Here is a 13,202-nt window from a genome sequence, read left to right on the forward strand (position 1 = left end):
GAACGCGTATGCCTGGCGGTCGCGCACTTTCACGTACCGCGAGCGCGCCGCGAGCGCATCCATCGGGATGCGAACACCGGTGATCAGCTCTCCGACCCGCAGCGAGAACTCCTGGTCGGGATGGTCGCCGGGCAACAGGTGCAGATCGCCGATGGGGATCTCGCGTTCGCCCCCCGGACCGCGGACGCGGACCACGGCGTCGAGTGCGTACAGCGCCACGCACATGTCCGAAGGGTGCGCCGCGATGCACTTGTCGCTGACGCCGAGGACGGCATGCATCCGGGTCCAGCCGTCCATCGCGTCGCAACCGGACCCGGGCTCACGCTTGTTGCAGCGCGTTCCGAGGTCCCGATAGTACGCGCAACGCGTCCGCTGGAGCAGGTTGCCGCCGACGGTCGCCGCGTTTCGAAGCTGTGGAGAAGCGCCCGAAAGAAGCGCCTCGGACAGGCCTGGCGCCGCACGGCTCACGTCCCGGTGCTCCGCGACGGCAGCATTGGAGGCGAGAGCACCGATCTCGAGAGCTCGATCGCGGACCTCGATCTTCCCGAGGTCGAGCCGCGCGACATCGACGACGCGCTCCGGATTGAGCACCTCGGCGAGAAAAGCCGCCCCGGAACCCGATGCGACGGCATCGTCGATGCTGCTGGCCCGCTGGAAGGTGAAGAGGCGCATGTCAGGCCCTCCCCGCCACGTCGCGGATGGCGGCGACGATGTTCGGGTATGCGCCGCAGCGGCAGAGGTTTCCGCACATGCGCTCGCGGATCTCGTCGTCGTCCTGCGGCTTTCCTTCCCGGAGCAACGCGACGGCCGAGAGGATCTGACCCGGCGTGCAGTACCCGCATTGCAAGGCGTCCTGCTGCAAGAAAGCCTGCTGCATCGGGTGCAGCTCACGGCCGCGCGCCAGGCCCTCGATGGTGGTGACGTGGGCGCCCTCGAGCTGCGCCACGAGCTTGAGGCAGGAGTTCACGCGCTGCCCGTCGATGATCACGGTGCAGGCCCCGCATTGCCCCATGTCGCATCCCTTCTTCGCTCCGGTGAGCCCGAGGTTCTCGCGCAACGCATCGAGAAGCACGACGCGCGGCTCGACCCGCAGGCTGCGCTGGTCGCCGTTCACGACCAGCTTCACGTCGACCAGATCGGCTATCGCGGGACCGGCTTTCAGGTCCGGCGCCGGCCGCGACGACGCGCAGGCCTGCAGCACCGCCGCGCCCAGCGCCACGGCGAGGCTGTTCACGAGGAGCTCGCGTCTTCCCATTCCACGCGGCGCCGCCCGGACGGCGAGCCGCGCCTCGCGGATGGCAGCGAGCAGCGTCGCCTCCGCCTCCGGCGCATCGCGGCGCAGCCTCACGCGGTGTCTCTCGTCGAGGAGCACGACGGTCAACGCGGCGCGGCCCGCTCCGTGAATGCGCCACATCTCCGGCCGGGGTCCGACGTCGCGCGGCTCGTCGTCCGCTCCGAACAGGGTCCCGTGACCGGGTGCGAACGCGAACAGCGGCGCACCGAGGCCGCGCAACTCGGTTCGGAAGGCTTCGTCGAACTGCGGCCGCTCGCGGCAGAACGCCAGCAGACAAGGTCTCTTCGGCAAGTCCATGCTGCTACGCCAGCACTTGACGGGCGCCGGCACATCCGCCGCGCGTCGTGGACGTTCAGGCGCTGTCCAGTCTGCTGTCCGGATGGAGGCGCAGGCCATCGCCGCGACGTTCAGTTCCTTGCAGCCGCACGCGGTCGCCGCGGCGAAGGCCTTCGAACGTCTCGTTGTGCGGGCGGCGATCGCGATCGAGGCGAACCAGCGGCACCCTTCCCTCCGCTCCGCAGATCCACACCCGCTTCTTCCCCTTTTCCGGCGGCGCTACGCCGACGACGCGCCAGACGTCGGGCGGCGCATCCGGCGCGTGGCGACCGAGGACCAGCGGCACGAACGACAACACTTCGTCGGCGCGCAGCCCGGTCGCGTCCGCGAGCTGGCGGAAGAACGGCGGAGGGTCCCACCGTGCCTCCGCAGTGCACCAGTCCTTTGCCGAAACGAGCGCAGGACAGGGCCCCTGCGTGAAGCATGGCGCCAAGGCAAACCAGCCTTCGCGCAGCAGCAGATCCCGCAGGGAGAGGAGCGCGCGGCCGGTCTCGCGGAGCGCGGGCTCGACGACGGCGACGATCCCGCGCAAGCGCCGCACCAGCGCCAGGGGGTCCGGTACTTCGGAAAGAACGTTGGCGACGAGCGTCAGGTCGAAATCTTCGTCCGGCAGCACGCGGGTCGTCCGCACGACGCCCAGCGCGCGCGCCTCCGCGAGCGCCTCTTCAGCCGAATCGAAGCATGTCGCCTCGCCGCCCAACAGATCCAGCGCGGCCAGCGCGGCGGGGCCCGGTCCCGACCCGACGTCGAGGATGCGCGGCGCCGGCGGCAACGCAACCATCGTCAGCGTCGCCTGCACCTTCACGTACGTCTGCGGCCACCACCAGAGCAGATAGGCGCCGAGATGCCGGCCCGCATACGTTGCCGGCCTGGCCAGCGCGCGATCTCCGACCAGGCCTTCGTGGAGCTCGAGCACGGCGCGCGCCGCGGGGCGGACCTCGGCAGCGGACAGCTCCGCGGACGGGCCGCCTGGCAGCCGCAACAGCGCCCGAGCGCGAGCGAGCAGCGCCGGAGCATGGCCGTCGAGGATCACGGCGCCGAGTCTAATCCCAGCTCGCGCAGCGCTGCCCGCAGATCCGCCGGAAGCGGCGCTTCGCAGACGACGCGCCCTCCGGTCACCGGGTGCGCAAACGCCAGTCGCGCGGCATGCAGCCCCTGCCGGCCGAGCGCAGCGGCCGCCCGCCGAATCGCCGGCGGCGCCGACGGCCCTTCCCGGCGCGTTCCGCCGTACAGCGTATCGCAGAAGAGCGGCCATCCGCGGTCGGCAAAGTGCGCCCGGATCTGGTGGGTGCGGCCGGTGAGGAGCTCGACGTCGAGGAAGGCGGCTCCTTCGCTCCGCGCCAGCACCGCAAAGCGGGTGACCGCGCGTTTCCCGTCCCGGACGCGCGACGAGAAGCGCTTGCGATCCACCGGGTGGCGCCCGTAGGGCGTATCCAGCTCGCCGCGATCGGGCGGCGACCCATGTACCAGCGCCCGGTAGCGCTTCTCCACGTCGCGAGCCTTGAACGCCGCCTGCAGGGCGCGGAGCGCCGGCTCGGCCTTCGCGACTACCATGCACCCGGAGGTGTCCTTGTCGAGGCGATGCACGATTCCTGGACGGAGCTCTCCTCCGACGCCGCGTAGATCCTTCACCTGGTGCAGGAGCCCATGCACGATGGTGGCACCCTCGCCGCCGGCCCCGGGGTGGACGGCGAGACCAGCGGGCTTGTCGATCACCAGCAGATACGGATCCTCGTACAGCACCGGAAGGTCGAGCCGCACCGGATCGAGCCGCGGCGCCGCGACCTCGGGCAGGCGGAGGCGGATCTGCGCTCCGGCGCGCGGCCGATCCGACGCTGCCGCCGGCGCGCCATTCACATCGACGAGACCGGCAACGATGAGCTGTTGCACCCGTGAGCGGGAGAGATCGGGAAACCGCGACGCCGCGAGCTTGTCCAGCCGCTCGCCGCCGGCGGGGGCCTCGAACCCGCGCTCTTCTGCGATCGGCCGCGCGGGTCTTCTTTGCTGCTCGCGCTCGCGCTGCCTGCGCGAAGGGCGTCCCCGAGGGCTCACCAGATCTTCGACTTGATGTGTCCCTTGCGGGCGAGGATCACGTCGACCAGCGCCCGATCGAAGAAATTGGTGCTCCCGAGAAGCCTGGGATCGACCCGGCTCTCGTAGTGGGCGCGCCCTTCGGCGATCTCCTCCTGCAACACGGAGAAGAAGGTGTCGTTCTCGATGCCTTCCTTGATCTTCGCCTCGTTGTACAGCGAGAGGTCCGAGGCGATGGCGCGGGCCAGGCGGTTTGCGGCCTCGGGCGTATCGATCAAGGCGGCCATGGAGGGGAATCTATAATCAGTTGTCGCTTTCCTGAAGTTCCGTGTTCCAGTACGCCATGTCGGTCAGCGAGAGGAACGGCAGCCATTGCTGGTAGAACGCCCCCGTCCGCGGCGGACCGCGGAAGAATGGCGTCCAGCGCGGGCGGAGCGGATGGCGCAGCAGCCTCATGTGCGCCTCGTCGGGTGTGCGGCCGCCCTTCCTCAGATTACACGGGACGCACGAACAGACCACGTTCTCCCAACTCGTCACGCCGCCGCGGCTGCGCGGGATCACGTGATCGAGGTTCAACTCGGCGCGCGGCGGCTTGCGGCCGCAGTATTGGCAAGTGTTCCGATCGCGGGCGTAGATGTTCAACCGGCTGAAACGGACGCGGGCGCGCGGCAGGTGGTCGTACGCCTGTAGAAGGATCACCCGGGGAATGCGGATGCGCTTGCGCGTGGTGCCGATCGAGTCCTCGTACACCGCTGCCGCCAGCTCCGCCCAGCTTTCGAAATCGAACGTCTGGTATTGCTCGTCCACGGCCTTTGCCGCACCGCGGTAGAGAAGAATCAGAGCCCGGCGCACAGAAGTGACATGCACCGGCTGGTAGAGGCGGTTCAGAACCAGGACGCTCGTCGAAAGCAATTACACCTCCATGTCGTCGTCGCCCTGTTCTCGCAAAAGGCGACCGGCAGCGCCACTATCGCTGACTCCTTCTACTGTATCGCCTTTCCCCGTGGTTGCACGCCCGCTCGCTTTTGCCACCGCTTCAGCCAGTTCCGCGACATCCTGCACACATCGGACGTCGAGCACCACACGCCCCTCGCGCACCACCGCCACGACCGGAGGATCGCCTTCGCGCAATGCGGCCAGAAGAACCACCGGGTCGTCGGCGTCGACCGCGACGCCTGCGCTTTCCAGCTTCCGCAAAGGCAGCGACCCCCCGCCGACCTTGCCCTCGCACTCGACGACCGAGCAGGCGATCCCCTTCTCCTGCAGCAGCAGCGCGAGACGCGTCGCCCGCTGCCGTAGATCGGCCGGGGACGCCTGAAGATCGCGCAGCGCGGGCAGCTCGCCGGCGCGACCGTTCCGATACAGCCGAAGAGTCGCTTCCAGCGCAGCGAGCAGCATCCGGTCGGCGCGCAAGGCGCGGCTGAGGGGATGCTTGCGGCAGCCCTCCACGAGCTCGCGGCGTCCGAGCACGATTCCGGCCTGCGGGCCACCGAGCAGCTTGTCGCCGGAGACCAGCACGAGGTCCGCGCCCTCCTTCAGGCTCTGCGCGGCGGTGAGCTCGCCGAGAGCGGGGTCGAGCGCGCCGCTGCCGAGATCGTGCAGCAGGTGGACCTTGTGCACGCGCGCGATCGCGGCCAGCTCGGAAAGGGTCGGCATCTCGGTGAAGCCGAGCAGGGCGAAGTTCGATCGGTGGACGCGAAGGATCATCGCCCCTGGATTCGCGGTGAGCGCTGCCGCGTAGTCGCCGACGCGCGTCCGATTCGTGGTGCCCACCTCGATCAGCCGGCATCCCGACTGTGCGAGGATCTCGGGAACCCGGAAGCCGCCTCCGATCTCCACGAGCTCGCCGCGGCTGACGATCGCCGCTCCGCCCTTGCCCAGCGCCGCCAGCGCCAGCATCGTGGCGCCGGCGCAGTTGTTCACGACGTGCGCCGCTTCCGCGCCGAACAGCTCGCAGAGCAGTGGCTCGAGATGCGCGCTTCGCTGGCCGCGACGGCCGCTGGCCAGGTCGACCTCCAGATTCGAGTATCCGCCGGCGACTTCCGCCACGCTCCGGATCGCATCCGGATGCAGCGGCGCCCGCCCAAGATTCGTGTGCAGCACCACCCCGGTAGCGTTGATCACCCGGCGCAGGCGCGGCGCCCCCTGGGACGCGGAAAGCTCGAGCACCCGGGCGTCGGGTACGGTCTCGCCGTCGAGATCGACGCCGTGCTGGAGCTTTTCCCGGGACTCGGCGATCGCGGCGCGGACGGCCGCCTTGGCCGCAGCGCGGCCCACGCGTTCCGCCAGGGCTCGCACGGCGGGCCGCGCGAGGACCTCGTCGACCGAGGGCAGGCTGCGCAACCGCTCGTTCACATTGCAGAGATTAGAACTGGTTCCCTTCGCTGCCAAATCCTGCAAAGTGCACTGCCATGCCACGAGCCGCTCTCGCTCTGCTCTGCGCAGGTTGTGCCTCCGCGCTCCAGATCACGCCGGAGGACCGGCAGCTCCACCTGGACGCGGTGGTGGTCGATGCGCACTGCGACATCGCGGAAGCGATGTCCGACGAGGGTTACGATCTGCTCGCTCGCCACGACGTGCACCACGTCGATCTTCCCCGCCTCCAGGAGGGAGGCGTCGACGCCGAGTTCTTCTCCGTCCGCGTCCATCCGGAATCCGTCGATCTGACGCGGTTCTTTCCCACGGCGATGCGCGAGATCGACCTGCTGCAGCAGGTCGCCAGGCGGAGCGGCGGCGCGCTGCAGGTGGCGCGAAATGCCGACGAGGTCCGCGACAATGCCGACAAAGGAGTCACCTCGATGCTCATCGGCGTCGAAGGCGGCCACCTGCTGCTGCCGGGAACCGAGGAGGAGCAGCTCGCGCATCTCAAGGCGTTCGCCGATCGGGGCGTGCGATATCTGACCCTTGCCTGGTCCTCGTCGAGCACCATCGGAGGCTCGACCGCGGAAGACGCGAAGACGGGACTGACGCCGTTCGGCAAGCGCGTGCTCGCGGAGATGGAGCGGCTCGGCGTCGTCGCCGATCTCTCACATGCGAGCGATCCCCTCTTCTGGGACGTCATGCGCGAAAGCCACAGGCCCGTCCTGCTCAGCCATTCCGCGGCCCGCGCACTCTCCAATCACCCGCGCAACGCGAGCGACGAGATGCTGCAGGCCGTCGCGCGCAACGGCGGGGCCGTGTGCGTGGACTTCTCCCGCACCTTCCTCGACGACCGGTTCCGCAGGGCATCGCAGGGACTGCTGCAAAAGACGAAAGGGATGCGGTTCAGCGAGAAGGTCGCGCTCTACCGGCGCGAGAACCTGCCGGAGGTGCCGCTGAGCACGCTGGTCGATCACATCGAGCACATGGCGCAGATCGCCGGCAACGATCACGTCTGCCTTGGCAGCGATTTCGACGACGCCCCGATGATGCCCGTGGGGCTCGAGGATGCCTCGAAGCTGCCGGCGTTGACGGCGGCGCTCCGCGCCCGCGGATGGTCGCCGCGGAACCTCCGCAAGCTGCTGGGCGAGAACCTGTTGCGCGTGCTCGCCGCCAGCGAGGGTCGGTAGAGTACAGGTCCAAAGCCTAGCCCCAAAGCCGCACCTCCGGTGCGGCAACAGCTAGCGCGCGGCCAGCGTCTGGCCCAGCGCCGGCATCCGGCCGTTCGAGTAGAGGAACTGGTACGCGGCGAAGCTGCGCAGGCACCGCTTCACGTATCCGCGCGTCTCGTCGAGCGGGATCTCCTCGACGAAGGCGTCGAGCGGCAACGATCCCCGCACCTTGAGCCATGCGGAGACCGCGCCGGGACCGGCGTTGTAGGAAGCGAGCGCGAGCGCCGGATGCTGGAAGCGGGCGTACAGCTCGCCGAGGTACGCGCCGCCGATGCGGATGTTGAGGTCGGGGTCGAGAAGCTTCACCGTCTGGTATCCCTGCAGCTTGAGCTTGCGCGCGAGCATCCGCGCCGTGGAGGGCATCACCTGTGTGAGGCCCAGCGCCCCGGTCGGCGAGAGAGCGTGCGGATCGAGCGCGCTCTCCTCTCGCATGAGCGCCTGGAGGAGATCGGGCGGGACCGCTGCGCCCTCCGAGACGCGCGCGATCTGCTCGCGGAAGGCCAGCGGATATGCGAGAGCGGCGGCGCGCAGCGCCAGCGACGAAGCCGGTCGACGCAAAAGCCCGCGCAGCTCGGTGCGGACTATGGCGTGCGCGGCGCGCAGATCTCCCGCCCGGGAATACAGCTCCGCGATCAGCGTGAGCGGCTCGTGCCCCGCGTCGCTGCCGGAGCGCGCCGGCGAACGATCCACCGCGGAGATCTCCCGGGCCGCTTCCGCCTTCAGGCCCAGCCGGAGCAGCTCGATGGCGGCGTGGAGGTGGGGATCGCGGCCGAGCGCGCCGGCGTGCAGCGACTGCGGGGCCGGCGTCTGCAGCAGCCGATCCTGGGCCTGCTCGATAGCATGTGCGGTTGCCGGATCGAGCTCGGTGAGGCGTCCGCGCGCGAGCAGCCCGTAATACGTCAGCGGGCGTCCTTCCACGAGCCAGGCGAGATCGGTGCGCGCCGCTTCCCGCGCCGCGCTGCGGGCCAGCTCCGTCTCCCCGTACTGGGGCTCGAGCAGCGAACGCGCGCGCCAATAGCGGGCCCGCTCCTCCTCGTAGCCGTCGGACTCCGGGCTGGCGGCGAGCTGATCGAGCCAGATCAGTCCGTCGCGCGGTCTTCCCTCGCTCCAGTGCGACCAGAAGAGCCGGAACAGCGCGTCGTTCCGCAAATCGCTGCCGAGGAAGTGATCGACGAGGTCGCGCAGCAGCGCGCGCTCCTTCTCGACGTCGCCGGCGCGGCGGGCGGCGACGGCCTGGTTGTAGACGGCGTCGTCGGCGAGGGTGGACTGCGGGTACTTGCGCGCCAGGGCCTCCCAGAGCGGGCCGGCGGTCTCCTTGCCGTTGATGGTCTCGAGCTGCGCCAGCACGTACAGGGCGCGGGAGCGCACGTCGGTCTCCGCGCAGCGAAGCACCACCTGCGCGAGCGCGACGCGCGCCCGGCTGTACTCGCGCTCCTTTCGCAGCGCCCGACCCTGGTCGAGTCGCACCCGGCAGGCCAGCGCGTCGGCGGGCTCGGCAGGGGTCTTCGCGACGTCGTCCGGGGTCGGCTGGTGCTGCTCGGGGAACGCGCCGAGCGCGCTGAGCGCCGCCTTGAGGAAGCCGCCTGCGCTCCGGTCTCCCGGGCAACCTCCGTGGCAGAGAGAGGCCACCGGAATCCGGCCGAGCTGATCGAGCGCTTCGCGATTGCGGTGCGCATCGAGCAGCATCTCCGCCCGGCGAACCAGGAGCAACGGCGCGATCGACCGCCCGGGACCGAGCTGCCGCTCCCTCTCGCGCGCGGAATCGGCGCCGGTCGACAACGGGTGCTCGACCCAGGCAGCGCGCCAATGCGTGCGCGCTTTCTCCTTGGCCCCGGCGGCGAATTGCGCGTCGCCAGCGATCAGGTGCGCGGCGGCGACGTCGGCGCGCAGCATCCCCGCGAAGATGGGCTGCAGGATCTCTTCCACGCGCGCTGCCGTCCGTGGGCCGGCGACGCGCAGGTCGATTGTCCGCCGCGCCCGCTCGAGCAGCACCTCGTCGGCGTCGACGTAGCGGAGCGAGACCTGGCCGAGCAACCGTTCAGCAGCGGACGTTTTGCCTTCGTCGATGGCGCAGAGTGCCGCGAGGTGCATGGCGCGGTCCGAGAGCGGTCCTCCCTGCGCTGCCAGCTGCTCGAACAACGCGCGCGCAGCCTTGGGCCGTTCCGCGGCCCTCAGGGCGAGGGCCTTCAGCCACTTCGTTGGGGAATCCGTCGGCTTGCGCGGAAGATGGCGCAGCGCATTCCTGGCCCGGCCGGCCTGCAGCTCGCTCGCAGCCGCCGTGCGCTCCGGCGACGTGAAATACGGCGCGAGGTCCGCCTCCGTGATTGCCGGCCCGCGCTCCACCGCCTCGGCGTCGGGCTCCTGGGCGGGCGGATCGCCAGGCGCCGGCACCCAGGCAAGGCAGAGCGCGGAGACTGCTGCAAGTCTGGACAGGCGGGCAATCATTTTGGGCTCGGCTACTCGCTGCAATGTGGCATTGAGGGGCACTCGCGTCCAGTCGGCAAACCGCCGTCCGGACGTCCGTCATTCCGGGAACTTCCCCGGCCGCCTGGCGTGTTACCCTCCGTCGCGATGGATGCCCGCACCCAGAGCGCGCTGCTTGCCGCCATCGTCTGTTTGGCGCTCGCTCTGGCCATGCTCCTGCGCCAGGGCAGGACGCGCCTGTGGACCGCCTTCGCGCTGCTCAATTTCGCGTTGCTCGCGTACCAGATCGGCGACTTCCTCCACGGTATCTTCGGCCTGGCGCAGTCGTGGCCGCTGCGGATGACCCTCGCAGCCGCGGGGTTCATCCCTGTCGCGGTGCTCGCCTTTATCGTTGAATTTCAAGGGGAATCCGCCGGACGCGTCGTGGGTCTCCGCCGCTTCGCCACCGCGACGGCGCTGGCCACGGTGGCGGTCGCGGTCTCGCCGCTGGCCCTGATGCCGCCGGCGCGGGTCACGGCGTCGGGAGCGGTCTTCGTCCAGCTCACGGCGGCCGTGAGCCTCCTGTATGCCCGGATGCGCCGGGCCGCGTCGCGCACCGAGCGGGCGCGCCTCTTCTATCTCTGGGTCGGCGCCGCCCTCTGCGTCGGACTGACGTTCGGCGAGCTCCTCATCCGCCTCGCCGGATGGCCGCCGCCGCCGTTCGCGAACGTGGCAATGACGATCTACCTGTACTTCCTCTCCCAGACCATCCAGCGGCACCGCCTGCTCGATCTCAACGAGCTCTTGGGAAAGATCGTGGTCCTCGCCAGCGTCGGCGTGGTGCTGACCTTGATCTACGGCGTGCTGGTGCGGTGGACCGGCACCACCGGCCTGTTCCTCTTCAACACGATGGTGGCGTCGTTCGTCATCCTCATCCTCTTCGAGCCGCTGAAGACCAAGGTGGAAGAGAAAGTCCTCTCCATCTTCTTCGCCGAACGGTTCCACTTCGTGCAGGCGCTCGCGGCGCTGCGGCAGCGGATGGCGGGCATCATCGACGTTCGCGAGCTGGCGCAGGTGGTGCTCGACGGCTTCTACGAGACGCGGCGGGTGACGCATGCGTCCATCTACCTGCTCGCCGACGACGGCCTCGGCTTCCGGCGGCTCGACTATCGCGGCCCCGCGCCCACCCCGTACATCGACGCCGCCACGGTGCGCGCCTTGGTCCAGAGCGCGCAGGGCGGGCAGAAGGCGCAGCTCGTCGAGCTCGTCGAGCGGCGCCTCGCGGAAGTGCGGCAGCTGTTGCCCGAGTCCGAGACGGAGCTGACCGCTCTCTCCGAGGAGCGGGCGCGGCTCTCGGAGATCGGCGCAGCCATGGCCGCGATGCGCGCCGGCGTGACCATTCCGCTGGTCGCCTCGCAGCGGGTGGTGGGATTCCTCTGCGTCCTCGACGACCGCGTGCCGGAGGCCTTCGCCTCGGACGAGCTGGCGACGATGCTGGAGGTCGGCGACCAGGCGGCGATCACCATCGAGAACAGCCGCCTGTACGAGAAGATGAAGGAGCGGGACCGCCTGGCGGCGCTGGGCGAGATGGCCGCGGGTCTCGCCCACGAGATTCGCAACCCGCTCGGCGCCATCAAGGGCGCCGCCCAATACCTCGACCCCGCGCAGTTCCAGAGCGGCGACGGGGAGATCCTCCAGATCATCGTCGAGGAAGTGAACCGCCTCGACGGCGTCGTCGCCCAGTTCCTCGACTACTCGCGGCCGTTCCCCAACGCCGCCTCCGGCAAGTTCCAGAGCACCGATCTCAACGACGTGCTCTGGAAGACGATGAAGCTGATCGAGAGCAGCATGCCGGCAAACGTCGTGCTCGAGCTGGATCTCACGCCGGGCCTGCCGGCGATCCACGCCGACGCCGAGCAGCTCAAGCAGGTGTTCATCAACCTGGCGTTGAACGCGGTGCAGGCGATGCCCGACGGCGGTCGCCTCACCGTGCGCACCCGCCGTCCGCACGCCCCCATCGAGCTGGGCCTCTCGGAGCACACCCCGCGATACTCCGCGGATCAGCTCGAGGTTCGATTCGCCGACACGGGCGCCGGGATCCCCGACGACGCGCTCGATCGCATCTTCATCCCCTTCTACACGACCAAGACCAAGGGCACGGGTCTGGGGCTGGCGATCTCCCAGCGGATCGTGAAAGGGCACGGCGGCACCATCGAGGTCCAGAGCCGCGTCGGCGAGGGCACCGAGTTCATCCTCCGTTTCCCGTCCGCGAGCGCGCTGGATACCGCGGGGCGCCTGGGGATGGTGCAGATACCGCTCTCCGTCGAGTCGGTCGTCGCCTCGCCGAAGAAGGTCCCCGCCTGACCAAAGCGCTCTAGGAGTCCTGCTCGAGCACGGGCCACCCTCGCCGTCGCGCTTCGTCGGCCAAGGGAGAACCGGACCGGGGCGCCACGGCGACCGCGATCCGGGCCGCTTGCAGCATCGCCAGGTCGCCGTTGAACGAGTCGCCGCAGGCGAGGACGATGGCGCCTTCTTTCCGGATCGCCTCGAGCTTGCCCCCGGCGTAGGGGATCGGCTGCACCACGTCGGCCGTGAACCGTCCGGCGCGGACAGCGACCTCGATCCCGTGACACCGGTCCGGCGCGAACCCGGCGAGAGGAGCAGCGGCAATGACGATGGGAATCGCGCTGGCCGATACCACGGCGGTCCGCAAGCCCGCGGACTCGCAAAGCTCCCGGAGGCGGGCCGTCGCCGCGATCCGCCGGGGCGGCACCCATGACGCGGCGAAGCGCCGCGCTTCGGCGGCCACCTTGTCCACCTCCAGGCCCGCGTGGAGCTGGGCGGCGTAGGCGTAACCGGCGGCACGGTCGCGGTCGACGGCGCGCTCGTACGCCTCGTAAGGGTCGCTTCCGTCGGAGAGCTTCACCCAACCGAGCGAGACGAGATGGCGCAGGAAGGCCTCGCCGACGTCCTCGCGCCAAAGGGTCCCGTCGGCGTCGAACACGGCCACGCCCGGGGCTTCGCATCCTGCGTCGCGGATGCGCCCGGCAAGCGCGTCCGGAATCACTGGCAATGCTTCAGCGCGCGCGCGAATGCGTCGCGATTCTCGGCCTGCTCGCGCTCTACCTGGCCGCGCACCTCGGCGCAGCCGCCCTGCTTGCGCGCGAGCACCTCGGCGGCCTGCGCCCGTATTCCCCGGTTCTTGGCCGTCCGCAACACGGGACGCAGCTCGCCGACCGCTTTCGCCGAGGAAAGGACTTGCCCCGCGCCATGCATGGCCGCAATGCGGACCACGGTGGGCTGCCGCTCGTCGCGCGCGAGCTTTCCCACCAGAGCGGCGGCGCGATCGGGCGCGGCGGCAACGAGCCCGTCGACGGCCTTCGCCCGGCGAGACGGGAATTGTGCCTCGTCGGCGATCACCGCTTCGAGGATGGGCGCCGCCTGTGGCCCGAGCGCCTTCCAGCGCGCCGCGCCGGCGGGCCGATCGATCGACCCGAGATACGCTTCGACGCGCTCGCGCACCTCGGCATCGCTGAGCTGCTCCTGCG

10 protein-coding genes and 1 pseudogene (1 of these 11 only partly in view) are annotated in these 13,202 nt (G+C 70.0%); 2 read left to right on the forward strand and 9 right to left on the reverse strand.

Annotated features, from left to right (window positions below; translation table 11 throughout):
- The 7 genes and pseudogenes from E6J58_17710 to selA all read right to left on the reverse strand — a co-directional run.
- Positions 1 to 672 (reverse strand): annotated as a pseudogene (locus E6J58_17710) (xanthine dehydrogenase family protein subunit M) (it extends 255 nt beyond the left edge of the window).
- Between the two features lies 1 nt (position 673).
- A complete protein-coding gene (locus E6J58_17715) occupies positions 674 to 1,255 on the reverse strand; it encodes a (2Fe-2S)-binding protein (protein TMB34873.1) in 582 nt (193 codons plus the stop codon).
- Positions 1,256 to 1,646: 391 nt separating this feature from the next.
- Positions 1,647 to 2,663 carry a methyltransferase type 12 gene (locus tag E6J58_17720; GenBank protein TMB34846.1) on the reverse strand — a complete coding sequence of 339 codons (1,017 nt, stop codon included), beginning with the start codon at positions 2,661 to 2,663 and terminating at the stop codon, positions 1,647 to 1,649.
- Positions 2,660 to 3,613 carry an RluA family pseudouridine synthase gene (locus E6J58_17725; GenBank protein ID TMB34874.1) on the reverse strand — a complete coding sequence of 318 codons (954 nt, stop codon included), beginning with the start codon at positions 3,611 to 3,613 and terminating at the stop codon, positions 2,660 to 2,662. The genes E6J58_17720 and E6J58_17725 overlap by 4 nt, the downstream gene beginning before the upstream one ends.
- Positions 3,614 to 3,678: 65 nt before the next feature.
- Entirely contained in the window at positions 3,679 to 3,948 is a 270-nt protein-coding gene (locus E6J58_17730) for a hypothetical protein (protein TMB34847.1), read from the reverse strand.
- A gap of 16 nt (positions 3,949 to 3,964) precedes the next feature.
- Positions 3,965 to 4,573: an HNH endonuclease gene (locus E6J58_17735; GenBank protein TMB34848.1), complete on the reverse strand. Its 609-nt coding sequence runs from the start codon at positions 4,571 to 4,573 to the stop codon at positions 3,965 to 3,967.
- Positions 4,574 to 6,004, reverse strand: coding sequence for an L-seryl-tRNA(Sec) selenium transferase (gene selA / locus E6J58_17740; protein ID TMB34875.1), 1,431 nt, complete (start codon positions 6,002 to 6,004; stop codon positions 4,574 to 4,576).
- A gap of 68 nt (positions 6,005 to 6,072) precedes the next feature.
- Here selA and E6J58_17745 point away from each other — a divergent pair, with 68 nt between their 5' ends.
- Positions 6,073 to 7,209 carry a membrane dipeptidase gene (locus tag E6J58_17745; GenBank protein ID TMB34849.1) on the forward strand — a complete coding sequence of 379 codons (1,137 nt, stop codon included), beginning with the start codon at positions 6,073 to 6,075 and terminating at the stop codon, positions 7,207 to 7,209.
- Between the two features lie 51 nt (positions 7,210 to 7,260).
- On the opposite strand, the gene E6J58_17750 is transcribed toward E6J58_17745, so the two are convergent.
- Complete coding sequence (locus tag E6J58_17750; protein ID TMB34850.1) at positions 7,261 to 9,342, reverse strand: hypothetical protein; 2,082 nt, start codon at positions 9,340 to 9,342, stop codon at positions 7,261 to 7,263.
- Positions 9,343 to 9,477: 135 nt separating this feature from the next.
- Between E6J58_17750 and E6J58_17755 the strand changes: the two genes are divergently transcribed.
- Positions 9,478 to 12,018, forward strand: coding sequence for a histidine kinase (locus E6J58_17755; GenBank protein ID TMB34851.1), 2,541 nt, complete (start codon positions 9,478 to 9,480; stop codon positions 12,016 to 12,018).
- Positions 12,019 to 12,028: 10 nt separating this feature from the next.
- On the opposite strand, the gene E6J58_17760 is transcribed toward E6J58_17755, so the two are convergent.
- Positions 12,029 to 13,117, reverse strand: coding sequence for a hypothetical protein (locus E6J58_17760; GenBank protein TMB34852.1), 1,089 nt, complete (start codon positions 13,115 to 13,117; stop codon positions 12,029 to 12,031).
- Positions 13,118 to 13,202: the final 85 nt, after the last annotated feature.

This window comes from Deltaproteobacteria bacterium (assembly GCA_005879535.1).
Classification (GTDB): domain Bacteria; phylum Myxococcota; class Myxococcia; order Myxococcales; family 40CM-4-68-19; genus 40CM-4-68-19.